This is a genomic window from Streptomyces caelestis (assembly GCF_014205255.1).
Classification (GTDB): domain Bacteria; phylum Actinomycetota; class Actinomycetes; order Streptomycetales; family Streptomycetaceae; genus Streptomyces; species Streptomyces caelestis.
This window is the reverse complement of the sequence record NZ_JACHNE010000001.1, coordinates 4,818,017-4,840,381: the sequence shown is the minus strand read 5'-3', so window position 1 is coordinate 4,840,381 and position 22,365 is coordinate 4,818,017. Positions and strand designations below refer to the sequence as shown.

Sequence of the window (22,365 nt, the reverse complement as noted above, 5' to 3'; positions counted from 1 at the left end):
GCCGATGGTCAGCCGGCCAGCAGCTTCTTCACGGCGGCGGCGACGCGGCCGCCCTCGGCCTGGCCGGCCACCTTCGGGTTCACGATCTTCATGACAGCGCCCATGGCCCGCGGCCCCTCGGCACCGGCGGCCCTGGCCTCCTCGACGGCCTGGGCCACGATCTGCTGGAGCTCCTCGTCGGACAGCTGCTTGGGCAGGTACTCGGCGAGCACCTCGCCCTCCGCCTTCTCCCGCTCGGCCTGCTCGGCACGACCACCCTGCGCGAAGGCCTCGGCCGCCTCACGCCGCTTCTTCGCCTCGCGGGTGATCACCTTCTGCACCTCGTCGTCGGAGAGCTCGCGCTTCTCCTTGCCCGCGACAGGGCTTCTTCCGGGGCCAGGGCAACGGGGGCGGGAACGGGAACGGCGGGCGCTTCGGCTAGGCCGATGCGCGGTTGACGCCGGTTGGTGACAGTGACAGGCGGCCCCCTCATTCCCCGACGGGGAGAGGGGGCCGCCTGTTGTTCTGCCGATGGTCAGCCGGCGATCTGCCGATGGTCAGCCGGCCAGCAGCTTCTTCACGGCGGCGGCGACGCGGCCGCCCTCGGCCTGGCCGGCCACCTTCGGGTTCACGATCTTCATGACAGCGCCCATGGCCCGCGGCCCCTCGGCACCGGCGGCCCTGGCCTCCTCGACGGCCTGGGCCACGATCTGCTGGAGCTCCTCGTCGGACAGCTGCTTGGGCAGGTACTCGGCGAGCACCTCGCCCTCCGCCTTCTCCCGCTCGGCCTGCTCGGCACGACCACCCTGCGCGAAGGCCTCGGCCGCCTCACGCCGCTTCTTCGCCTCGCGGGTGATCACCTTCTGCACCTCGTCGTCGGAGAGCTCGCGCTTCTCCTTGCCCGCGACCTCCTCCTTGGTGATCGCGGCGAGGGTCAGCCGGAGCGTCGAGGAGCGGAGCTCGTCGCGCTCCTTGATCGCGGCGTTGAGGTCATCCTGAAGCTTCGACTTGAGCGTGGTCATGGGGTTGATTGTCGCAGGTGCGGGCGGAAAGGCGCCCCTTGATTTGCGGGGCGGTGGTTCAAGGGATGGTTCGAGCGATGGCTTGAGCGATGGCTTAAGGGCCGCTGTCGCCAGGGGGTTTCGGGCACCGCCGGGCGCAGGAGACCGGCGCGGTCTGACACGATGGTCGTATGCGCGCGCGATACGGAGTCCCCCTGGGAATGGCGGCGGCTGGTGCCGCCGGTCTGTTGTACGCCGCGGGCTTCGAGGCCCGCTCCTTCCGCCTGCGCCGGGTCACGGTCCCGGTCCTGCCCTCGGGTATGCGCCCCCTGCGCGTGCTGCAGGTCTCCGACATCCACATGGTCGGCGGTCAGCGCAAGAAGCAGCGCTGGCTGCGGTCCCTGGCGGGCCTGCGCCCCGACTTCGTGATCAACACGGGTGACAACCTCTCCGACCCGGAGGGCGTCCCGGAGGTCCTGGACGCGCTGGGCCCCCTGATGGAGTTCCCGGGCGCGTACGTCTTCGGCTCCAACGACTACTACGGCCCCAAGCTCCGCAACCCCGCCCTCTACCTGCTCGAAAAGACCCAGGGCCGCCACGGCCTGAACGGCAACCCGCCGGCCGTCGGCGCGGTGCACAACCCGTGGGAGGACCTGCGGGACGCCTTCGACGCGGCGGGCTGGCTGAACCTGACCAACACACGCGGCACGCTCAAGATCGAGGGCGTCTCGCTGGAACTGACGGGCCTGGACGACCCGCACATCAAGCGGGACCGCTACGACCAGGTGGCCGGCGGCCCCTCGGATTCCGCCGACTTCTCCATGGGCGTGGTCCACGCGCCGTACCTGCGCACGCTGGACGCCTTCACGGCCGACGCCTACCCCTTGATCCTGGCCGGCCACACCCACGGCGGCCAGCTGTGCATCCCCTTCTACGGCGCCCTGGTCACCAACTGCGACCTGGACACGGACCGCGTGAAGGGCCTGTCCACGCACACGGCGGAGGGCCGTACGGCGTACCTGCACGTCTCGGCGGGTTGCGGCACGAACCGCTACACACCGGTACGGTTCGCGTGCCCGCCGGAGGCGACGTTGCTGACGTTGGTGGGGCGGGAGTAGGGGGGAGACACTCCCCCATGGGGGCCCGTACGTAGGGGACTGTCAAGGGCTGTTAACCCACACAGCCCGCCCGAATCGCCCCGCATGTCCGCTTCTGCCAGCGTGGGGGCATGACCGCCCCGATACCCAGGGACATACCGGACCTCCCCGCGATTCCGGCCAAATCCCCGCTGAAGCCCTCCCCCGTCCCCGCCTCGGCCGTCGCCACCCCGGTCCGCCGCCCGGCAGCCGCGGCATTCCGCCTGCTGGTCGCCCTGGCGGCGGCCGCCGGCGTGACGCTCGAAGTACTGCTGAGCGACCCGTCCCGAACCCTGGGCTACTTCGCGATCCAGAGCAACCTCCTGCTCGCGCTGGTCATGGCCCTCTCGGCTCGCCGCGCGTGGACGGCGGGCCGCCCGCTACCAGGAGCAGTACTGGGCGCGACCCTGCTCTACGTCGTCATCGCGGGCCTGGTGCACCACCTGCTCCTGATGAACGAGGCGAGCCCCTTCTCCCTCACGGGCGAGGCCGCCGCCGCTCCGACGGGCTGGCAGGCCGTCGCCCACCACACTCTCCACACGCTGACCCCGATCGCGGCCGTACTGGACTGGCTCCTGCTCACGACCCCCGGCCGCCTGCGCCTGCGCCAGGCCAGCACCTGGCTCCTCTACCCCCTGGCCTACCTGGCCTTCTCCCTCACCCGAGGCGAACTGCTCCTCCCGGGCACCCCCGACCGCTACCTCTACCCCTTCCTGGACGTCGGCCAGGACGGCTACAAGAAGGTCCTCGGCAACACCCTCCTCCTCGGCCTCTCCTTCTACGCCCTCGCGCTCCTCCTCGTGGCCCTCGACCACGCCCGCCCGAACCCCCTCCGCCACCCCTGGAAAACCGGATTTCGTCTCTAGCCACCAGTGGGCTAAAGTAAACGTCGTCGCCGCGACAGCAGCGACATCGGGGTGTAGCGCAGCTTGGCAGCGCGCTTCGTTCGGGACGAAGAGGTCGTGGGTTCAAATCCCGCCACCCCGACAGCTGAAACACCAGGTCAGGGCCGGTGCTGAGAGATCAGCACCGGGCCTGATTTGCTTTGCGGGCCTGTTTTGGGAGCCATTTGGGAGCCGACCTCGGGATCCGGCTCCCCGGTGGCTCCCAGCGAGTGGCGTTCCGCCTTCGAGCACGCCGTGCGCCGCGTGCGCCGCGGAAGGGTCACCCCACGCCGACGCTCCGGCAACGGACGACGGCTCCGCCACGACGGCACCCGCGTCTGAAGGCGGCAGCACCCCCTGGGTCGCGCTGGGCATCGGCGCTGTCGCACTCCTCGGAGCCGCGATCGCGGTCTCCGCCGTCGTCCGCAGGCGTCGCACACCTGCGGCTGCACCCCCAACGTCCGCGGCCGCCGCCAGTCAATTCCCCCACGCAGCAACGGGGCTCACGCCGCCTCCGTACACGCCTTCGGACCCATGTGGCAGCGTCACCCATCCGATCGAGGACCGGGTTCCGCCTGAGTGCAGATACTCAGACGCCATGGTGGCCGATACGGATGGGGCACGTGATGTAGAGGCGTTACGGTACGTCTCGGTCACCGCCGCGATGCGGTCACAGGTTCACTTCCGCTCGGCGACGCACCATCAGGACACGGGGAGGACCGCGCATGGCGTGGGATGAGTGGGAGCATCTCAAGGCCGCAGCGGTCGAGCGGCACACCACGCAGATGCAGCTCAATCAACTGCCCGCCGACCAAGGCGGCACCAGCTCCGCTGGCAGTGGCAGCGGGGTCGGCAAGCTGAGGTCCGACAAGGCGGCGTGGACCAAGGCGGGGGCAGACGTCGGATCGTTGCGGGAAGACCTCGGCAAGGCGTGGGCAAAGATGGAGGTGGGCCAGACGGGACTCGGGAAGGGAACCGGGTGCCTGACCGCGGCAGCCCAGCAGGATGTCTACGACTCCTGGAAGCGCTACGTCAAGGACGTGGGCGAGGTGTGCGACGGGCTTGCCGGCGTGCTGGAGAAGACGGGCAACGATCAGCTACGGACCGACGAGGCCATCAAGGCCGAGATCGCCAAGCTGAAGACCGAGTACTACGAGGACCCGCCCACCGGCGGCCAGGCCAAGGGGCGGTGACCCGGGCACATGGACCACTTGACGCTCAAGGCCCTCAAGCCGACCGAGTACGCGGAGGCAGCGGACGGGTACCGCGCGATCAGCGGCATGGCCGACGCGGCCAAGGAACGCATCGACAAGCAAATCACCGCAGCCATGCGGAAGGCCAACGAGGGTGAGGCTGCGGACGCGGCACTCAAGCAGCTGCGGAAGCTGTCGGAGAACTTCCACTACACCCAGGTGGAATGCGGCCTGATCACCGGCGCTCTCGACGGCTTTTCGTCCGAGATTTCCGCTCCCAAGCGGCGCCTGACTGAGGCTCTGGACGATGCGGCAGCGCTGGCATACACCGTCAACCAGGACGGCACCATCACGTATCCCGCTGGCGGTAAGAACGAGCTCACCGGTGAGCCGATCCCCGGCGGCACAGTCCTGGGCAACAACGGCATGATCACCGGCAACGACACAGGATTGCAATCACCGGGGCTGGTACCAAACAACCCTCAGTTCAAGAACCCGAACCCGCACCATGCCAAAGCTGTGGACATCGCCGACCGCATCGCCCACGCCGTACGGGAAGCCCAGGAGATCGACGACCGGTACAGCAAGGCGCTGAACAAGCTCAAGGCAGCGCCGGGGTTGAACGTCGACACCAAGACATGGGCGGACGTGGCATCCGATGTCGATAGTGTGAGCTCAGCGGCCAGTGAATACCTCCGGGATCACATCCCTTGGGACAAGTCACCGGCCGACCGTAAAGAGTGGTGGGACAGCCTCAGCAATGAGGAGCGTGAGGAGTACAAGGCGGCCTTCCCGGAAATCATCGGCAACTTGGACGGCATCCCGTCAACGGTCCGGGACGAGGCGAACCGGGAGAACATTCACCTCCTCATCGCGCAGTTGGAGGGCCAGCACGACGAGGCATCCAAGGAAAAACTCGAAGGGCTTAAGGGCATCCAGAACAAGCTCAACGCGGGAGGCCAGCCACCAATGTTCCTCCTGGGCATCGGTCTCGAAGGGAACGGGAGGGCGATCGTCGCCTATGGGAACCCTGACACCTCAAAGAACGTCTCGGCTTATGCGCCTGGCTTGGGCACCAAACTCAACTCTGAATTTTCCGATGGTACGGTGAAACGCGCCTACTATACGGCTACGGAAGCCCAGAAGTTCGATCCCTCCTCATCGTCGATCGTATGGCTCGGCTACGATGCACCTCAATCGATCGATGTGATGACTGCCACCGACGCCGAGCGCGGCGCGCCCACCTACAACAGTTTCATGAGTGGAATTTCAGCAACCAATGAGAATGCCGATCCTCACATCACCGCCATCGGACATTCCTATGGTTCTCGGCTGGTAGGGGGCGCCACGCAGGAGGCGGGAGGGATTCCGGGCGCTGATGACATTATTCTCGTCGGAAGTCCCGGCGTCGGCGTTGCCAAGGCGGAGGACCTGGGTGTGGGCAAGGATCACGTCTGGGTGGGCGCGGCGGAGAACGACATCGTCACCAAGCTCCCTTCATCGAAGGAAGCTGTGGCAGGAACCATGGGATTCTTCGGGGGAGGGCCGCCTGGCGCGTACCTCGGAGGAGAGGTCGCTGACCAGGGTGACGACGACATCTGGTTCGGCAAGGATCCGGCAAGCAAAGCATTCGGCGCCAACAGATTCGAGACCCTGCCCGGACCAGAGCTTGTTCAGCCGTCCTTCCCCGACGTTTTGGGTTCGAAGTTGGATATCGAAGCCCACAGCAATTACTTTTCTCCGGAAGAAGGGAAGGACAGGGTCTCTGCACAAAATATAGCCGCCATTGTCGCAGGACATCCGGAATACGTCATAAGGGAGACGCCGCGATGAGGGAAAGGGTTGCAGTGGCCGCAGTGCTGGCACTGCTTCTTGCCGGATGCGGCACGACGGGTTCCGCGTCTTCAAGCAACGAAAGCCAATCGAAGATGAACCTGCAAGAGGCCGCCGATAGGGCGGACAAGATCCTGGACGAGGCGTTTGCGGCCATCAAGCCTCCCGTTGAGTGGACACATAGGTACTCGATGCCGGGTGACTGCTATGTAGACCGCGATCGTGCCGTCATGACGATCATCTCTGCCGAGCGGCGTGGCAGCTTCCTCGGCGTGCTGGAACGCCACTGGAAGAGCAAGGGTTACAAGCTCGTCGCCACGAGTCCGAACGGGCTCGTGGCCCACTTCAAGACACAGGACGGCTTCCAGCTCGAAGTCCTGATCGGGCCCAATGGCCAAGCACACCTGAGCGTCACCACCCCGTGTGTGAAGGAGTCCGAGGTTGCTCAGCCGACCAGCAAGCCGAACGGCCCTGACTACTCGAAGCAGGAGTTGCCGGCGCCGAACGTGAAGTCCACGTTCTGGTCGAGCGACGCACCCCTCTCAAGCTGACGCACGCGTCCGGAAGCAAGAAATCGGCGTCGTCTCGTGCGGGCCTGTCCGCCCGGAGACGCCAACTACGCGGGAGGCCGTCCAACGGCGCGGTCTGATCGTCGCGCCGAACCGTTCGCTCGAAGCATCTTGCGCATAGCTACGACAGGCGAACTGGCTGGCTTTGCCCCAGAACCACGGAATTGCCTACAGCGGTCGCTCAGGCCGCCGACCAGCCCGCCCCTGGAGGGAGCGGCCGCCGGGCTTTGACCGATAGCCGCTCAAACGTCCAGTTACAGCCTGTTGCCGATCAAGTACTCGCGATAGTCTCTCCTCTGCCCTGTACGGCACGACCGGCGACACGCGAGGGGGATCGTGGAGGGGCCCGATGTGCGTGGGCACTACGAGGAGTTGGCAGGCGAGTACGACGAGCACTGGGTCTACGGTTCGGACTACGTTCCCTGGATGTCCGGCCGGATCGTTGAGGCACTGGGGCTCGGTACGACGGACCGGATCGCTGACATCGGTTCCGGTACGGGACTGTTCGCCAGGGAAGCAGCCGAACAGCTCAAGCCTCGTCATCCCATTTTGTGCGTCGATCCTTCCGAGGCGATGCTCAGCCAGCTCGGGGCGCCGCCTCCGGCCGACCTTGCCCCGATCGTTGCTTCTGCCGAGGACGTCGCCGAAGGACGTGCGCGACTGCCGTACGAGCAGCTCGATGCGATGTGGCTGAAGGAGTCGGTGCATCACGTGGCCCATCCGGCGCACACGCTTCGCGGCCTGGCCGACCGGCTGGCGCCCGGAGGCCGGCTACTGGTGGTAATGCTCCCGGCCACCATCCAGTACCCGCTGTTCGAGGCGGCCCTGGCGCGCTTCGAGGAGCTGCAGCCCGATCCGGCCGTCATCGAGGGGCACTTGCGAGCTGCTGGGCTGGAGGCCGGGCTCAGCTATGTCGAGCATGAGCTGCGTATCGACCGGGACAAGTACCTCGGCATGGTGCGTGCCCGCTACATGTCCCTGCTCTCCACCTTCAGCGACAGCGAGATCGAGAAGGGCATCGAAGAGATGCAAGTCGCTCATCCGGAGCCCGTGCTGGTGTTTCCGGACCGGTTCGCGTTCGTCCTCGGCCAGCGACGTGGGGAGTCTTCTGATGAGCACCATGGTCGATGAACGGCTGCGGCGCCTACGAAGTGAACTCGACGACCACACTCGGATCGCCGATCGGCTGGGACTTGATCTGGAACGGCCGTTACGGTCCCTCAACGACGGCTATCCCGAGAACGCGGTCGCCCTGGTCGGGAAGCTGACCGAGAAGCTGCTCAAGGAGCTCTGGCGCCACCATGGCGTCGAGGGCGATCCCTCGACGAAGGCCCTGAACGACCTGGTCAAGCGCTGTCGTCCGTACATCCGCAGCAGCACGGTTCTAGATGCGCTCGACGACATTCGTCGGCTCCGCAACCGGTCCACACACGACGGGTACGACATCAGCGACGAGGACGGCCTGCTGGCGGTCCGCAGGCTCGTTGACGTGCTGGTCTGGTTCACCAACACCGGGAGTGCGGCCCTTCTGGGCGGTGAGCCCGACATGGCGCCCGAGGTGGCCCGCCGCTGCGAGTTCCTCGCCGGGCTGTACGTCACTCTCGGCTACCGGCAGGTGAAGCGGTTCGTCCTCAGCCCGGACACGGTGTACCAGCTGTTCTGCCGCGAGGCGGGGATGCGGCTGGAATACGTGGAGTTGATGCTCTCCAGGGACGCCGACGACCTGAGTACCGTCCTGGCCTCCAGCGGTGGGGAGCTGTTGCGTACCCGGCTGCCCAAGCTCACCCGGTTCGTCGTCCTGGACGAGGACGGAGGTGCGGCACCCGGCGCCCTCCATTCCATGCTGGGGCTGGACTTCCGCATCGTGCGTTACGACGGCTTCGTCGACACCCTCGTCAGTCTCGACACTCACCTCGCCGATCTCACCTCCGCCGACAGCCCGGAGGAGCCAAGGGCGGCTGTCGTCGCGGCGGCGCTGACCACCGACCCCCGCACCGGCGAGTCGAGGATGGAGCAGTCGGGCGACGCGGCGGAACTCCTGACGCGTCTGGCACGCGGCAGCGCGAACGTCCTGGTCACCGGCCGTCCGGGAAGCGGGAAGAGCACGCTCCTGCGCTCGCTGGCCGGCAACCCCGAGATCCGCCGCTTCCGCTTCTACTTCGACCTCGGCCTCAAGCCGAAGGACGAACCGTTCTCCGAGTACGCAGCCCGACTTCTCGCGCCGGCCATGACGTCGGACCGCTCGCGCGCCTACGAACTCTTCCTCTACCTCATCCGCTCGGGGACCGCACTGTGCGTGCTGGACGCCGTCGACGAGGGCGTCGAGGAATCAAGCCCGGCCGGTTTCCTGCGACTCTTCACCGATCTCGCGGCCGTCCTGTCCGCCGAATCGGCGGTGGTCATGAGTTCACGAGTGGCCTTCCTCGCGGACTCGCCCCAAGTACGCCAGCTGCTGGACAGCGGCGCGGGCCGCTCCGACACGTTGCGCGGCTGGGTCCAGGGGCACCCGACAGCGGAAGAAGTACTCCGCGAAACCAGCCCCCGGCAAGCAGCCGGTGAGGCCAGGCGCACAGCGGAGAAGCAGACACAACGAGGTACGAGTTCACCGCTCGGCGGCAGCATGGTTCTCGCACAGCATGTGGCAGCCTAGGGGCAGCCGAACCCTGCGGCAGCACGAGGCCCGGGAGGCCTTCCCTGCTGAGGATTCAGTGCCACCACTGGGAGCCATCTGGGAGCCGACCCGCTCCCGAAGCCCCCTCCACACCACCCGAGACCAACCGGGACCACCGCCCTGACCTGCGCGAACACAATCCAGGCAGACAAGATCACCACCCGAACCTCATTCGGGACGAAGAGGTCGTGGGTTCAAATCCCGCCACCCCGACGCTGGTCAGAGGCTGTGTACTCACGTGAGTACACAGCCTCTGTCATGCTCGGGGGCCAAACAGGGGGCCAAACGAATTCGATCAGGCCACCGCGTCTCCCTCTTCGTCGCCCTCCGGGGCCTTCCCTTCCTGATCTTCGGCGAAGATGTCATCCATCGCTTCGGCACCCTGCGTGATCACGGGCCGGAGCTGCTTCCGGTAGACCGCCTCTGTGGTCGACTGACTGCTGTGGCCGACCAAGAGCGCGATCCGCTCCAGGGGGATGCCGTGGTCGGAGAGCAGGGACACGAAGCTGTGCCGGAGCTCCCTCGGGGTCCGCTCAGGCTCCAGTCCGGCCTTCCTCACTATGGCCTTGAAGTCTCGCCGGACGTTGGCTGCGTCCAGCGGCTCGCCGCTCCGAGTCGTGAAGACACGACCGGTCGGGCTCCACTCCATCCCTCTCGATGCCCGCCCCTGCTTCTGCCACCGCATGTGCTCTTCGAGGACATCGACCACCTGCTTCGGCAGAGCGATGGTCCGGCGGCTCTTCCTGGTCTTGGTCTCACCGTGCTTGCGCACCGAGCGCCACACCGCGACGTGGGGCGGGATTGCCGTCCGTCGTCTCCAGGAAGACGTGATCCGCTCAATCACGAGCACTATGCGTCGAGCCTGAGCGTCGGCCCGGCTGACGTCGGCGGCGCGGCCGTTGGGCAGGCCGTGCTCAGCGACCTGCCCAGTGCTTCGGCGGCTCCACAGCAGAGTCGGTGACCTGCAATCGGCCAGACGTGGCCGTGATCACGTGTGGAAACTCGGCCAACTTGCCTTATATGCATACGTGTCAAAGAAGGAGCACCTGTAGGTTCCTTGTGACCATTCTTGATCATTTCTAGGGGGAACCTTGTCGCGTTCGCGCGCGAGATTCTTGGCTTCGGCGTGCGCCGGGGTCACCGCACTCACCGTTCTCGGCACCGCACCGTCAGCGAGTGCCGCCGCACCCAAGGAAGCCTGCACCGGGCTCTACAACGCCCGCATCACCTTCTGGGCGATGACGTGCAGCCAGCCGGGCGAACCGATGATCGGCGGCTTCGCCACCTGGCGCAACATACCGATCACTTTCGATCAGGTCGACACCGGCTCGGCGACCGTGCAGGCGGCCAACTACCTGCGTGTCAGCCCGAACACGTCGAGCAGTCCGCTGGCTCCCAACATCGAGATCGGCCTGTACGCGGAGAAGACGGGGAAGACCACCCACACCTACGGGCCGCGCTGGTCGGAGCTGACCACGAGCGGTGGCCGCACGACAGCCATCAAGGCCGGGGTCAATCCGACCAAGCCGGACAAGCGCAACCACACCTACATGACCGTCCGTCAGGACAGCGGCAACCAGTGGGACGTGCTCTACGACTTCAACAAGGTCGGCTCCACCACCAAACAACTCAAAGTGATTGGCGGCAATACCAACCGCATCGACGTGGGCCTTGAGGTGACCGGGCCGAAGTACATCAACGTCCCCTCGATCGCGAACCGCATGCAGTTCATGACCGGGAACAAGGCGTGGCAGCAGGTGGCGACGGGCAACGTGGCCAAGTCCGTCACGCTTCCCGTGTGCAGCACGACGCACAAGCCGCCGAGCTGCTTCACCACCAAGCTGACCGACAACAGCAAGTTCACCCAGTGGACGGTGAGCAAGCCGCGCCGACAGGCCGCCGCCGTGACCTCCCCGGCTGCCGCACCCGTTGCCCCTACGCGCAGCCCGGACGCCGCCGCAGCCGGCCTGCCCTCCACCTTCAACGGCGTGAACCAGCAGGCTCTCCAAGCCTGCCTGGAGAACGACCCCGACAGCTGCTTGGCCACCGTGCCCGGCCTGTCGGAGTGCGTCGTCACCGTGCGGGTCTGCAACGCCGCAGCTCTGCCGTCCAGCGGGGCATCGGAAGACGCCGCAGCTGACGCAGACGTATCGGCGGCCGACATCCGCGCCCGGGCCGCAGCCGCCTTCGGCGTCCCGAACGACGCCCTCACCGTCGAGCCGCCGGCTTCACCCGCTGGGCTGAAGACTCGCTCGAACGCCGCCGACGGCAGCGGGGACGCCGCCTGGACGGTGACCTCCACCAGTCCCACCCCGGGACTGCAGCGCACCGACCGCCGCTTCGACGGGTTCACCGCCCGCTACTCCGCACACACCGGCGCACTGCTGGAGGCGTGCTGGGGCGACCTCTGCGACCCCTCGTGATCACCACGTGCCGCAGATGCCCCGTCGTTTCCTCACGCCCGCAAGGAGTCCACTGGTGAAGATACGCACCACACTCATACGTCTCGCCCGCGCCACCGCCACCACCGCGGCCCTGACACTACTCACCGCGGCCACCACCACCGCCACCTACGCCGCCTCGACCACGAACGCCCCGGCCCCCGAGGGCACCGTGTTCGTCGACGCCGCGTCCCTCCCCGCCGACGAACTGCGCGGCCTCGACCGGCTCATCCCGTACGCCGAATACGCCCGGTCCCACAGGTCGGAGTCCGTGGCGCGGCAGGCTGCGGCCGACCCGGCCCCCGGCGACCAACAGGACCTGCGACAGCAGTGTGCCAACCACGCGGCACAGGCGAAGACCGCCACCGGGTGGATCAAATCCCGCTTCGAGAGCTGCCAGAAACGTCCATTCGACCTGGTGCTGCGTGACATCAGGGGTACGACCACGCTCGGCCGCCTCAAGTTCGACCAATGGGTTCTCGGCTTCGCCTACGACGGCAGCCGGCGCGTCGACTACGTCGCCAGCATCGAGAACATATGGGTCGAGCCGATACCCACCGAAGATGCCACGAAGTGGCGGATCGGCCAGCACTTCCACCACAGCATCAACGCATCCAAGAGCGATCCGGACCCCAAGGTGACCGCGCCGCAGACCGTGAACCGCGATGAACTGCTCGGCGTGTGGGACACCAAGCCCCACTGGAACCTCACCTACACCTCCCCGGACAAGGGCGCCTTGTTCGAGCAGGGCAACCAGCAGCGCGTCCTCTCGACCGTCACGATGGACCTGAGCGCCAGCTCCCCGAACTCCGCCCCCTACATGGAAGGCAGCAACGCCTACAACTCCGGCGTCCGCTATGACTACGCCGGTAAGGTCGCGGGCAAGTACAAGGGCACCGTCTTCACGAAGGCGCGTGTGGAACTCGTGATGAGTCAGAAGGACCCGGCGGTCAACGAAAGCGCCGTGCACATCTACGACGCCCTGAACCGCCCCGAGCGCACCTTCCCCTCCTGGCCCGGAAAGAGCGTTCCAGGAGCGAAGGAACCGCTGCACCGGCTGGTCGACAAGGAGAAGCAGAAGAACAACCGCACCCGCTCGATCAAGGAATGCGGGAAGGTATGGGGCGACTACGCCGGAACCGGCCTTCAGTGCGACGAATACCCCTTCGCTTCCACGAAGGAAGGTTCCACCAAGGGCGACAACCGGTTCTCCGTCCGGTTGATCGACGGCGACGACAATGAGACCGGCGGCCGCAGGCTCGACCAGATGTACACCCTCAACCGGATCCTGGACGGCGACGCCTTCTACATGAAGGTCACCAACTAGCAGAAGGGCAGCGGCATCATGGCGCTCCTGGCCGAATACAGCTGCAAGGCCACACCGGCCCGCCGCGTCGTGGAGGTCTACGACGCCGACGCCTACCTCAGCGACGACGACGCCATGGCCGCTGCCCGCAGGCAGGTGGTGGCCGGTAACGGCTACCACCTGTACATCCGCAGTCTGCAACCCGACATCGACGTCGAGGTCGCCATCCGCATCTGGGACACCCCGCCAGCCCCGCCCGCCGATGCGGAAGGCCATGTCGCCGTGAGTCTCGAGTCCGAAACCGGCGTCCTCGTCGTCAACCAACTCGAGTACGGGCCGGCGGGAGAAATGACCCTGCCCCGACCGGGCGTCTACGAAGGCCACGCCTGGTGGGAAGGTCGCCAGGCGACCTCCGACTACTACGAGACCAGCCTCGACCACCCCACGGATGACACCTTCGAAGACCACCTCACCCAGGCATGGAACAACTGCCCCTTCAGCGAACGCTATGTCCTCGACCTCGCCTACACCAGCGAGCCCGAATCCGTCGATGAAGACGACCTCTGAAATCCGCCCGTGCCGGTGTGGCAGCCGTTTCGAAGGGGACGCGGGCTCCGGCAGCACCTTCTCGGTGCCGAGATCCTCCATGTGGGTGCGGTGAGAGTGGCGCAGGCCATGCGGGGTGAGCCCTCTGGCGCCGGGCAGCCAGCGGGCGTCGGCCCGGCCTTGGGCGTTGCGGCCACGGACCGGGATGCCGGGCCAGGGCTCGCCGAGCAGCGGGACAGGGCGGGGCTCCTGAGGTGCCTTCTTCGGGTACCACCCGGCGGTGACAGGCGCGAACAGCCAGGTGGCGAAGCCGTTGCGGCGCCAGTGGGCGGCGTTCTCCGTCGGGGTGCCGCCGCGGACGAAGTTCAGCTCGACGATGGCGAGTTCGACGCTGGTGCGGGTGTCCTCCCGTACGCGTTCGGGGTGATTGAGGACGTTGGATACGGTGCCGGTGGAGACACTCGCGCGTCGGGCGACGTCCACCAGCCTGGCACCGGTGTGTCCGCCGGTGCGGGCGGTGTCCTGGCCGTGGAAGACGTAGCGCTTGCCGTGGCAGGGGCACGGCGTCGGTTTCGTACGTGCGATGTGGTCAGCGACCAGGGCCGATAGCCAGTCCGTCGCGTCGATGGTGCGGTATCTGTCGTCCTTGGGCGGGCAGCGGATCAGCTCACCTGAGTCCAGTTCGTACAGCTGGTGTGCCACGCGTATGGCGCCGGGCCGGGCGAACCTGCTGGTAGCCCTGCTTGGAGTGACCGACAAGCGCCGCCGGGAGCGGCCTTGCGCCGTCGGGTGCACCCATGCCTACACCAGCCAGTGCGGAATCAACCCGGTGGATTCGGGCTGCCCGCAAGGCGTTGAGCCGTAGACTCCGGCAGTCGACGCCGACGACGTCCGGCCGTTGCGCGCGCCCGCGGGGGAGGAGATCGCATGCAGGACCCTTCGGACTCGAAGGAGATCGCCGAGCCTGAGGAGAACGGCCGGAGCAATACCGCCGATTCACCTGTTGTGGACGATCCGACGTCCAACTCGGACATCGACTCGACGACGGCGTCGACGGTTCTGGTGGAGGTGCTCCCAGGGGTGGCTGTCGTCGCCGGTGAGGTCCTGCCGGAGCTGAAGCCTGATCTGATCGACTTCGGGATCATGCCGGCTGCCGACCGCAAGCAGATTTCAGCGATCCTCGCCTCGATCGGGAACGCGGCGACGGTGGTCGGCAATCTCGGAAACGCGTTCGCCGGCGTGCAGGGGCTGTACAGGATCGGCGACACGGCACAGGCCCTGCTGAACAGCGGCGCGACGCTCGCCATCAAGGACGGCGGGAACCTCGGAGCGGTGATGGTTCCTGGCCGCATCCTGCATCAGGCCCGCTTCTACTCCGTGAATGCGGTGAGCAAGGCGCAGACCGCGGCCTCGATCGGGCCGGCGCTGGCCATGGTCGCCCTTCAGATGATGCTGAGTGAGGTCTCAGGCCTCGTCAGGACCAACCTCGCGGTGACAAGTCAGGTCCTCACCACCACCCGCAAGGGTCAGTGGGCCGAACTGACGGGGCTCGCCGCCGCCATCGATCGCGCGGTCGACCAGGCGCGAGAGATCGAGTCGGTCCCGACGTCCTTGTGGGAGGACGTCGCGGGCAGTGGAGCGCTGCTGCAGAAGCAGCTTGAGCTCTACCAGGGAAACGTCCGCGACCACGTCAGGCGGATCGGTCGGGCCGACGCACGCAGCCACCGTGAGTATCTGCAGACGAACGCCGAGGCGATCGCCTTCGATGCCTACGCCCTCCTGTCCTCCCTCAAGGCATGGACCGGATATCACGCGCTCCGCGCCGCGAGGGCGAGAGCCGCTGGACGCGAAGACGCCGCCGAGGCGCAGTACGCCGAGGTCATCGCGCGCGACACCCGCGCGGAGTTCGACTCCGCTCTCGCCGCGTCGACGAGCCTCGTCGACGCGCTGACGCGGGAGCTGCGGATCACCGCCGAGCTCCCCGGCCCCGACGCATGGCCGCTGCCGGGGAAGCGGAAGGACGTGAAGGCAGCCCGCGACACCGCCGCCCGTCTTCTGGAGGCGATCGAGCCTCTAGCCAATGCTCTCCAGCCGCCGGCCCCTCCGCTTGAGGCTCCGGGCGTCGTCTGCGCACCCGAATCGCTGGATCTCAAGCCGTACCTTCGCATCCTGCGATGGCTCCTCGAGGACGGTGAGACCCTACGTGTCCTCGGCTTCCCCGACCAGCTCGATGCCCTTGGTCCAATTTCTGCGATCGTCGGCGGAGCGAAGGAGAAGTTGGCGGCCGCGAGGGACAAGGCTGCGGCAAAGACACTGGTCGCCGTCACGGATCGCCGCATCATCACGGCCAAGACGAACGCGTTCCTTGAGCAAGCCGAGATCCGTCAAGACATCCCGATTGACCAAGTGCGATACGTCCGAGCAACGACCACACAGGACAGAAGCGCGCGCTTGGCGATCGACCTCATCACGCGCGACGAGAACATCCGGTGGCTCTTCCACACTGACATCGACAACACTCAAGTGGGCGCGCTTGCCGCCGTGCTTGCCGAGTCGATGACGATCCCGGACGTTGAACGCGATGAGCTGCAACGGCGGCGCTACGCCCCCATCGAGGCGGGCGAGAAGAGCGAGAAGAGCGAGAATACTGGCACGAGGTCTACCGAACCGGCTGGATCCGAGGCCACGACCTGCGATGCCGGGTAGGCCCCGAGCCGATTGACCAGTTCGTGGCCGGGGCCGATAAGGAAGCAGCCGCCGCGTGATCATCAGAGGTTGCGTGGACTTCTGAAGATGGTGCGGTGGCTGTGGGCCAGCGCGCCTTGCGGCAGCTGGCGCACCTCGTGGCTCAGACGCGCCCTTGACCAAGGTCTACGAGGATTGTTCCGTTAGGGAAGTTGGGGCGTTCTACTCGGGGGTTGCCTTCGTGACCAGGTCGGTTGGCAGTGCGTGGTGTCTCATCAGTGGCACCAGGGGGGAATCGGCCGCTCCTCTGGCTGCTGCTGGAGCCTTCGTATGAGACTCCGGCGCGGGATCGCCATCGCCGTCGTCGCCGGAGGCGGCGCTGTGACCACCATGCTGGTCGGGCTCGTCACGAACGCCGTGTCCGATGAGTCGCGGTGGCCGGGCTGGCTGGGGTGGTTACAGGAGCACGCCTGGTTCTCGTTCGTCGTGTTGGGCGTGACGATGGCGGGACTGACGGCCCTGCTCGCCGGGCTCTCCGAGACGCGGCCTCCCACCCCTCCGGGCCGACCGGAGGATGGAGCAGGGCCAGGGGCCGCCCAGGTGCTGCGTTCATTGCCGCGCGACACCGCCGCGTTCACCGACCGTGCTGCGGAACTGGAGCGGCTGGTGGGTTCGGTGCGGGCCTCACAGGAGCGTGGTCAGGGGCTGCCCGTTCATGTGATCGACGGCATGCCAGGCGTCGGGAAGACCGCCTTCGCCGTGCACGCCGGCCACCTGCTTTCTGAGCGCTTCCCCGACGGACAACTCTTCGTGAATCTCAACGGGCACACGCCGGGGCGCACTCCGGTGCAGGCCGGCGAGGCGCTCGCCTCACTTCTCACGGCTGCCGGCGTGCCGACGCAGCAGATTCCCGTCGGTGATGACGTCGGAGCGGTTACGGAGGCCCGGGCCGCCATGTGGCGGAGCAGGCTCGCGGACAAGAGGGCCCTGCTGATTCTGGACAACGCGGCCAGCTACCGGCAGTTGGAGCCGCTGCTCCCCGGTGGGAGCGGGTGCCTGGTGTTGGTGACCAGTCGCAAGCGGCTGGTTGCGAACGAGGAGGTGGTCATGTCGGTGGACGCACTGCCGCCGGATCACGCGGTCGAACTCTTCGTACGGCTCAGTGGGCGGCCGGCCGACGCTCTCGGCCGGGATGTGGTGGACGAGTTGGTGCGGCTGTGCGGGTGTCTGCCGCTGGGAGTGTCGCTTCTCGCGGCGAGGCTGCGGCACCATCCGTCCTGGAGCGCCGAGGACCTGCGCGGGCGGCTGGTGGCGGCGCGGGACCGGCTGGGAGAGCTGCGTGCCGGGGAACGTGCCGTCACCGCGACGTTCGATCTCTCCTACCGGGATCTCTCGCCGGAGCGGCAGCGCTTCTTCCGACAGCTCGGGTTCTTCCCCGGCACCGATCTCGACCCGCACGTCGGTGCGGCTCTTGGTGAGGTCTCGGTCGTGATGGCCCGTCGGCATCTTGAGGCGCTCTACGACGACCACCTGATCGACGAGCAACCGGGGAGTCGCTACCGGCTGCACGATCTCTTGCGCGACTACGCTCGCGGTCTCGCCGCCGAGGGAGAGGGCATGGACCACGTACAGGCCGTCCAGCGCGTGTGCACCTACTACCTGGCCGCTCTCGCCATCGCGAACGGGCACACCGTGCGCAGCGGAGCTGCGGTGCCACCGGCGCCGGACGACACCGCGCGGGTGGAAACCCCGGTCCTGGAGTCGCGGGCGGATGCCCTGAGCTGGCTGGAGACCGAGCGGGCCAACATCCTGGCCTGCGTCCGTCGGGCGAACGGCCTCGCCCTGTACAACCTCGTGGTCCGACTTGCAGCGGCCATGGCGCCCTTCCTGCGCCAGGCCGGCCCCTGGGACCAGGCCGTCGCGCTCCATCGGACGGCCGCCGAGGCCGCCCGCCAAACCGGCGACCAGCGGGCGCGGGGTGATGCTCTCGCCGAGCTGGGTGTCGTACGCCGTTTCATGGCCGCCTACCCACAGGCGATCGAAGCCCTCAACGACGCCGTGACGGCGTACGAAGCGGTCGACGACCGGCGTGGCAAGGCCGAGGCACTGAACCAGCTCGGCATCGTCTGGTACCTGACCGCGGACAACGAGGACGCGGCCCGCGCCCAGACTGAGGCTCTAGCCCTCTACCGTGAGCTGGGGTACCGGCTCGGGCAGGCGAACGCGCTCGCGGATCTCGGCATGACACACCGGCAGATGAGCCGGTTCGACGCCGCGGTGGAGGCCCAGACCGAGGCCCTGGCGATCTACCGAGAACTCGGTGACCGATACGGGGAGGCGAACTCCCTGCGGGACCTGGGTGTCGTGCACAACCTCATGGGCGCGTACGGCCTGGCTGCGCGGCATCACCAGGAAGCGTTCGACATCTACCTGGAGCTGGACGACCGTGTGCACCAGGCTTACGCGCTGAACGAGTTGGGCGTCGTCCGACGGCTGACCGGAGACATCGAGGCAGCGCGGACGGCACACGGCCAGGCCCTGACGCACTTCACCGAGCTCGGTGAACGGTTCGGCCGCGCGAACAGCATCCGTCACCTTGGCGTCGTGGAGCGTGTGACCGGGGATGCGGCAGAGGCGATCCGGCTTCTGGAGGAGGCCCTGGGCGCCTACCGCGAACTCGGCAGCCGAGGGGGTGAGGCCGCCTCGCTGAGTGAGCTGGGCGTGGCGCGCGGCATCGTCGGTGAGCGCGACGGCGCGATCGAGGCGTTCCAACGCGGTTTGGAGATCCTGAGGGGCCTGGGCGACCGGTGTGGCGAGGCGGAGGCACTGAACCACTGGGGGTTGCTGCTGCTCACCTCCGATGAACCGACAGCCGCCCGTCGGCACTTCGGTCAGGCGCTCACGCTCGCGCGGGACATCCGCTGCCCGCTGGAGGAGGCGCGGGCATTGGAGGGCATCGGCCGCTGCGACTGGACGGTTGACGGGCCTGGTCACGGCGTGGACTCGCTGCGAGCCGCCGTGACCGTGTACCGGCGGTTGGGGGTGAGCGCGTCCGTGGACGACATCGAACGGTTGCTGGTGTAGCGGTCCGGCTGACGCCGACCCTGTGGCCGAATTTCCCGTGCCAGGTGGGTGGTTGAGGATGCTACGTTTCCGGCTGATCTGTCGCTTCAACCCCGTCGCACCGTGCCACCTCCGGCACGTACCTCACGAGGAGCGTTGGATGCCGTCACCCACGTCCGTCACCGAGCCATGCACCATCACGCCCGCCGGCCCGGCGTCCACGGAGCCGACGGCGGCCGGCACCGCCGTCCTGGACCGCGTGGCCGCCCGCGTCCGGCAACGGCTGGAGGCAGAGGAGGGCGCGACGGCCCGGGTCGGCGACGGTGCCCACGCGGCCTCGCTCATCTGGCCCTGGCCGCTGTGAGCACGTCCGCTCGATGACAGAACCCGAAGGCCCCGTTCCTTTCCGGACGTTCATCCTCAAGGTCGCCAACCGCTGCAATATCGACTGCGATTACTGCTTCGTCTTCAACTCCAAGGACCAGGCGGCGCGGCGCCTGCCCGCCCGAATGGACCTCGCTGTGGTGCGGGCTGCGGCCCGGCGGATAGGTGAGCACGCCTCCGCACACCGCCTTCGGGCCATCCACGTCGTCCTGCATGGCGGGGAGCCGCTTCTCGTCGGCGTCGGGCACATGGCCGGTCTGTTGCAGACCGTCCGGGACAGCGTGCCGGCCGGGACCCGGGTCCTTTTCGAGCTCCAGACCAACGGGACTCTTCTTTCCGATGCGTGGCTGGACCTCTTCGAACGGTACGAGGTTGCGGTCGGCGTCAGCCTCGACGGGCCGCCGCTTGCCAATGACCGGCACCGGCTGACGCATGCCGGGCGGTCGAGCGCCGCCTCCGCCGTGCGCGGCATCGAACTCCTGCGGTCGCGGCCACACCTGTTCGCGGGGCTGCTCGCCGTCGTGGACCTGGCCAACGACCCCGTGGAGGTCCACGACTACCTGGCGGCGTTCGAACCGCCGGTGATCGATTTCGGCCTGCCGCACGCGACCCACGACGACCCGCCGCACCGCTCCGACCCGAGCGTGCCCGAGTACGGGCTGTGGATGAGCAGGGTCTACGACGCCTGGCTCGACCGGCCCGAGTACCGGCACAGCGTCCGGATGCTGGAGGACATCGTGGCCCTCAGCTCTGGCGTGCGCGGCTCGGTGGAGACGCTCGGCCTGGCCCCGCCGACAAGCGTCGTGATCGAGTCCGACGGCTCCATCGAGGCCGTGGACACCCTGCGGTCGGTCGAGGAGGGTGCCACCTGGCTCGGACTCGACGTCCTCCGCCACTCCTTCGACGAAGCTCTGTCCCATCCAAAGCTGCTGCACCGGCAACACGGCAAGGAAGCGCTCGCCGAGCAGTGCCGCGCCTGCCCACTTGTGGACGTGTGCGGCGGTGGCTACCTCCCACACCGCTTCAGCGAAGCCCAGGGCTATCGGAACCCGTCTGTCTACTGCGCGGACCTGGAGTACCTCATCCGACACGTCCAGGGCTCCCTGCGGCAGCACGGCTGGAACCCGTATGCGCAGGCCGCCTCGTCGCCGTAGACGCGTGTGCCGTACCGCCAGGAGGGGATCACGCGTTGGAACGAACGAGTGCAGCAGCGACCGAAGCAATCGAGGAAGGACAGGAGGCGCCGATGACCGTGACGATCCGTCCCGCGGAGAAGCGGGACGTCCCGGCCGTGGCCGAGCTGATCGAGGAGATCGAGCGGTTCTACGGGGCGACCGACACCGGTATCCAGCCACTGGAGGAACGCCGCATCCAGGTCGAGGAGGCGCTGTTCGGCTCGCCGCCGCTGGCCTCCGCGCTGCTCGTCGAGGATGAGACCGGGGACATCATCGGACTCGCCGCCTACTCGTTCCTCTGGCCGGCCGCCGGCTCCTCGCACTCCCTGTTCCTCAAGGAGCTGTACGTCCGTGGCACGCTCCGACGGCAGGGCATCGGTGCCCGCCTCATGGACGAACTCCGTGCCATCGCCGCAGCGCGCCCCGGGTGCAGCCGCGTGGAATGGATGACCGACAGCGACAACCCCGGGGCACGGGCCTTCTACAAGTCACTCGGGTTCGCCGAGTTCGACGGGAAGATCGTCTACCGGGTCGGCACCGGAGCGGCCCCAGAATGAGCAAGACTATGAAAGAGGAGCGCTGCGAGCGGTGTGACTGCATCATCGGGCTGGGGTGTGCATGCTCATCGGCCGCTTCTGCTGTGAGTCCGCAGTCCGCATCTCCCACTCGGCAGGAATGGCGACACTTTGCCGCCGACACCATCCTCGTCTCGCCCACGCAGTACGCACACCTGCCAGGCTGCACCCACCTCACTGAGGAACTGGTGAAGTCGCCACGCTGGGGGTGGATTCCTCAACCGCCGCGTGGCCTCTGGGACAGGCTGAGCAGCAGCCATCCGGCGACCGCTACGGCGGGCAACACCGCGCGGCAGGCCGTACGACGGTGCGAGGAATGCCAGGCGTCGTTGTCTGGGTGAAGTGAGTGTCGCGGCTGAGGACACCCTCGGGACGACCCGAGACGTCATGGACCACGCGGTACGTGGTCGTGGATGCCAGGTGGGCATGATCCGCAGCAAACCAACTCTGGACCCGAAAGGTACCGCCATGACCAAGCAAGGCGCCTCTGAGGATGGCGAAACCACCTCCGTCACCGAGAAGGCGAAAAGCCTGCTCAAGAAGAAGAAAGTCATCATCGGTGCTGCGGGCATCGTCGCGACTAGCCTCTTCATCGCTTTCAGGAGCGCAGGTAAGTTCAACAAGCGTGATGATGAGGAAGGTTGGAGCAAGGAGGAGGCGGACTGGTACAACAGTCTGTCTATTGAGGACTTTGTTGAACTCAATATGCTTGTGGAATATGGGGTCCACGACGAAGAAGGCGAGGAGAAGCTGAAAGAGTTCAGAAGGAGCTACCAGGAAGCGACGGGCGAGAAATGGGAATGATGTAGCGAAGGTGAAGGTACCGCCTATCCTGTTCGGAAAATGGCGGTCCAGTGCGGTCTTCTCGGCGAAACTGCCCGAGCGCCACGGCGCAGATCCTGCCCTCCCGTTGACCGCCACCGC

Annotated in this window: 18 protein-coding genes, 1 tRNA gene and 2 pseudogenes; 17 read left to right on the top strand and 4 right to left on the bottom strand. The window is 67.1% G+C overall.

The features are described 5' to 3' along the window. Positions 1-8 precede the first annotated feature (8 nt). Positions 9-368 (bottom strand): annotated as a pseudogene (locus HDA41_RS22150) (GatB/YqeY domain-containing protein); the annotation flags it as partial. 168 nt (positions 369-536) lie between these two features. Further along, a complete protein-coding gene (locus tag HDA41_RS22145) occupies positions 537-1,001 on the bottom strand; it encodes a GatB/YqeY domain-containing protein (protein ID WP_184986437.1) in 465 nt (154 codons plus the stop codon). 170 nt (positions 1,002-1,171) lie between these two features. Here HDA41_RS22145 and HDA41_RS22140 point away from each other — a divergent pair, with 170 nt between their 5' ends. From HDA41_RS22140 to HDA41_RS22105, 8 genes are all read left to right on the top strand, one after another. Beyond that, positions 1,172-2,098: a metallophosphoesterase gene (locus tag HDA41_RS22140; protein WP_184986435.1), complete on the top strand. Its 927-nt coding sequence runs from the start codon at positions 1,172-1,174 to the stop codon at positions 2,096-2,098. Positions 2,099-2,208: 110 nt separating this feature from the next. Further along, positions 2,209-2,982, top strand: a complete 774-nt coding sequence (locus HDA41_RS22135) for a Pr6Pr family membrane protein (RefSeq protein ID WP_184986433.1) — start codon at positions 2,209-2,211, stop codon at positions 2,980-2,982. Between the two features lie 47 nt (positions 2,983-3,029). Continuing rightward, a tRNA-Pro gene (locus tag HDA41_RS22130) sits at positions 3,030-3,103 on the top strand. Between the two features lie 622 nt (positions 3,104-3,725). Then, complete coding sequence (locus HDA41_RS22125; RefSeq protein ID WP_184986431.1) at positions 3,726-4,193, top strand: hypothetical protein; 468 nt, start codon at positions 3,726-3,728, stop codon at positions 4,191-4,193. 9 nt (positions 4,194-4,202) lie between these two features. Then, a complete protein-coding gene (locus HDA41_RS22120; RefSeq protein ID WP_184986429.1) occupies positions 4,203-6,026 on the top strand; it encodes an alpha/beta hydrolase in 1,824 nt (607 codons plus the stop codon). A 14-nt stretch (positions 6,027-6,040) separates the two neighbouring features. After that, entirely contained in the window at positions 6,041-6,577 is a 537-nt protein-coding gene (locus HDA41_RS22115) for a hypothetical protein (RefSeq protein ID WP_230299456.1), read from the top strand. A 354-nt stretch (positions 6,578-6,931) separates the two neighbouring features. After that, positions 6,932-7,726, top strand: coding sequence for a class I SAM-dependent methyltransferase (locus tag HDA41_RS22110; protein ID WP_184986427.1), 795 nt, complete (start codon positions 6,932-6,934; stop codon positions 7,724-7,726). Beyond that, positions 7,707-9,245 carry a hypothetical protein gene (locus HDA41_RS22105; protein WP_230299457.1) on the top strand — a complete coding sequence of 513 codons (1,539 nt, stop codon included), beginning with the start codon at positions 7,707-7,709 and terminating at the stop codon, positions 9,243-9,245. The genes HDA41_RS22110 and HDA41_RS22105 overlap by 20 nt, the downstream gene beginning before the upstream one ends. A gap of 316 nt (positions 9,246-9,561) precedes the next feature. Here HDA41_RS22105 and HDA41_RS22100 read toward each other — a convergent pair whose 3' ends face one another. Next, positions 9,562-10,110, bottom strand: a complete 549-nt coding sequence (locus HDA41_RS22100) for a site-specific integrase (RefSeq protein WP_230299458.1) — start codon at positions 10,108-10,110, stop codon at positions 9,562-9,564. Positions 10,111-10,381: 271 nt separating this feature from the next. On the opposite strand from HDA41_RS22100, the gene HDA41_RS22095 reads away from it, so the two are divergent. From HDA41_RS22095 to HDA41_RS22085, 3 genes are read left to right on the top strand one after another with little or no spacing between them, the layout of a single operon-like run. Then, positions 10,382-11,689, top strand: a complete 1,308-nt coding sequence (locus HDA41_RS22095) for a hypothetical protein (RefSeq protein WP_230299459.1) — start codon at positions 10,382-10,384, stop codon at positions 11,687-11,689. Between the two features lie 55 nt (positions 11,690-11,744). Continuing rightward, entirely contained in the window at positions 11,745-13,034 is a 1,290-nt protein-coding gene (locus tag HDA41_RS22090) for a NucA/NucB deoxyribonuclease domain-containing protein (RefSeq protein WP_184986425.1), read from the top strand. 18 nt (positions 13,035-13,052) lie between these two features. Continuing rightward, on the top strand, positions 13,053-13,580 hold the full coding sequence (locus tag HDA41_RS22085; protein ID WP_184986423.1) for a hypothetical protein: 528 nt from the start codon (positions 13,053-13,055) through the stop codon (positions 13,578-13,580). Here HDA41_RS22085 and HDA41_RS22080 read toward each other — a convergent pair. Then, positions 13,578-14,291 (bottom strand): annotated as a pseudogene (locus tag HDA41_RS22080) (LacI family DNA-binding transcriptional regulator); the annotation flags it as partial. The gene HDA41_RS22085 and the pseudogene HDA41_RS22080 sit on opposite strands and share 3 nt — an antisense overlap. A 195-nt stretch (positions 14,292-14,486) precedes the next feature. On the opposite strand from HDA41_RS22080, the gene HDA41_RS22075 reads away from it, so the two are divergent. The 6 genes from HDA41_RS22075 to HDA41_RS22050 all read left to right on the top strand — a co-directional run bounded on the left by HDA41_RS22075 (position 14,487) and on the right by HDA41_RS22050 (position 22,245). Then, positions 14,487-16,265 carry a hypothetical protein gene (locus HDA41_RS22075; RefSeq protein WP_184986421.1) on the top strand — a complete coding sequence of 593 codons (1,779 nt, stop codon included), beginning with the start codon at positions 14,487-14,489 and terminating at the stop codon, positions 16,263-16,265. 309 nt (positions 16,266-16,574) lie between these two features. Then, positions 16,575-19,328, top strand: a complete 2,754-nt coding sequence (gene haaT, locus HDA41_RS22070; RefSeq protein ID WP_184986419.1) for a cyclophane-containing RiPP biosynthesis TPR protein HaaT — start codon at positions 16,575-16,577, stop codon at positions 19,326-19,328. 139 nt (positions 19,329-19,467) lie between these two features. Further along, entirely contained in the window at positions 19,468-19,671 is a 204-nt protein-coding gene (gene haaA, locus HDA41_RS22065; RefSeq protein WP_184986417.1) for a HaaA family cyclophane-containing RiPP peptide, read from the top strand. A 13-nt stretch (positions 19,672-19,684) separates the two neighbouring features. Continuing rightward, the gene (locus HDA41_RS22060; protein WP_184986415.1) at positions 19,685-20,845 is read left to right on the top strand and encodes an FxsB family cyclophane-forming radical SAM/SPASM peptide maturase; all 1,161 of its coding nucleotides are present in this window, start codon (positions 19,685-19,687) and stop codon (positions 20,843-20,845) included. 92 nt (positions 20,846-20,937) lie between these two features. Further along, positions 20,938-21,423: a cyclophane-containing RiPP N-acetyltransferase HaaN gene (haaN, locus tag HDA41_RS22055; protein WP_184986413.1), complete on the top strand. Its 486-nt coding sequence runs from the start codon at positions 20,938-20,940 to the stop codon at positions 21,421-21,423. 438 nt (positions 21,424-21,861) lie between these two features. Beyond that, positions 21,862-22,245: a hypothetical protein gene (locus tag HDA41_RS22050; RefSeq protein WP_184986411.1), complete on the top strand. Its 384-nt coding sequence runs from the start codon at positions 21,862-21,864 to the stop codon at positions 22,243-22,245. Positions 22,246-22,365 lie beyond the last annotated feature (120 nt).

What these genes read in the sequence shown, in the direction of transcription:
- HDA41_RS22145 (WP_184986437.1), bottom strand. Translation starts at nt 1,001, where the DNA reads ATGACCACGCTCAAGTCGAAGCTTCAGGATGACCTCAACGCCGCGATC.
- HDA41_RS22140 (WP_184986435.1), top strand. Translation starts at nt 1,172, where the DNA reads ATGCGCGCGCGATACGGAGTCCCCCTGGGAATGGCGGCGGCTGGTGCC.
- HDA41_RS22135 (WP_184986433.1), top strand. Translation starts at nt 2,209, where the DNA reads ATGACCGCCCCGATACCCAGGGACATACCGGACCTCCCCGCGATTCCG.
- HDA41_RS22125 (WP_184986431.1), top strand. Translation starts at nt 3,726, where the DNA reads ATGGCGTGGGATGAGTGGGAGCATCTCAAGGCCGCAGCGGTCGAGCGG.
- HDA41_RS22120 (WP_184986429.1), top strand. Translation starts at nt 4,203, where the DNA reads ATGGACCACTTGACGCTCAAGGCCCTCAAGCCGACCGAGTACGCGGAG.
- HDA41_RS22105 (WP_230299457.1), top strand. Translation starts at nt 7,707, where the DNA reads ATGAGCACCATGGTCGATGAACGGCTGCGGCGCCTACGAAGTGAACTC.
- HDA41_RS22085 (WP_184986423.1), top strand. Translation starts at nt 13,053, where the DNA reads ATGGCGCTCCTGGCCGAATACAGCTGCAAGGCCACACCGGCCCGCCGC.
- HDA41_RS22075 (WP_184986421.1), top strand. Translation starts at nt 14,487, where the DNA reads ATGCAGGACCCTTCGGACTCGAAGGAGATCGCCGAGCCTGAGGAGAAC.
- haaT (WP_184986419.1), top strand. Translation starts at nt 16,575, where the DNA reads ATGAGACTCCGGCGCGGGATCGCCATCGCCGTCGTCGCCGGAGGCGGC.
- haaA (WP_184986417.1), top strand. Translation starts at nt 19,468, where the DNA reads ATGCCGTCACCCACGTCCGTCACCGAGCCATGCACCATCACGCCCGCC.
- HDA41_RS22060 (WP_184986415.1), top strand. Translation starts at nt 19,685, where the DNA reads ATGACAGAACCCGAAGGCCCCGTTCCTTTCCGGACGTTCATCCTCAAG.
- haaN (WP_184986413.1), top strand. Translation starts at nt 20,938, where the DNA reads ATGACCGTGACGATCCGTCCCGCGGAGAAGCGGGACGTCCCGGCCGTG.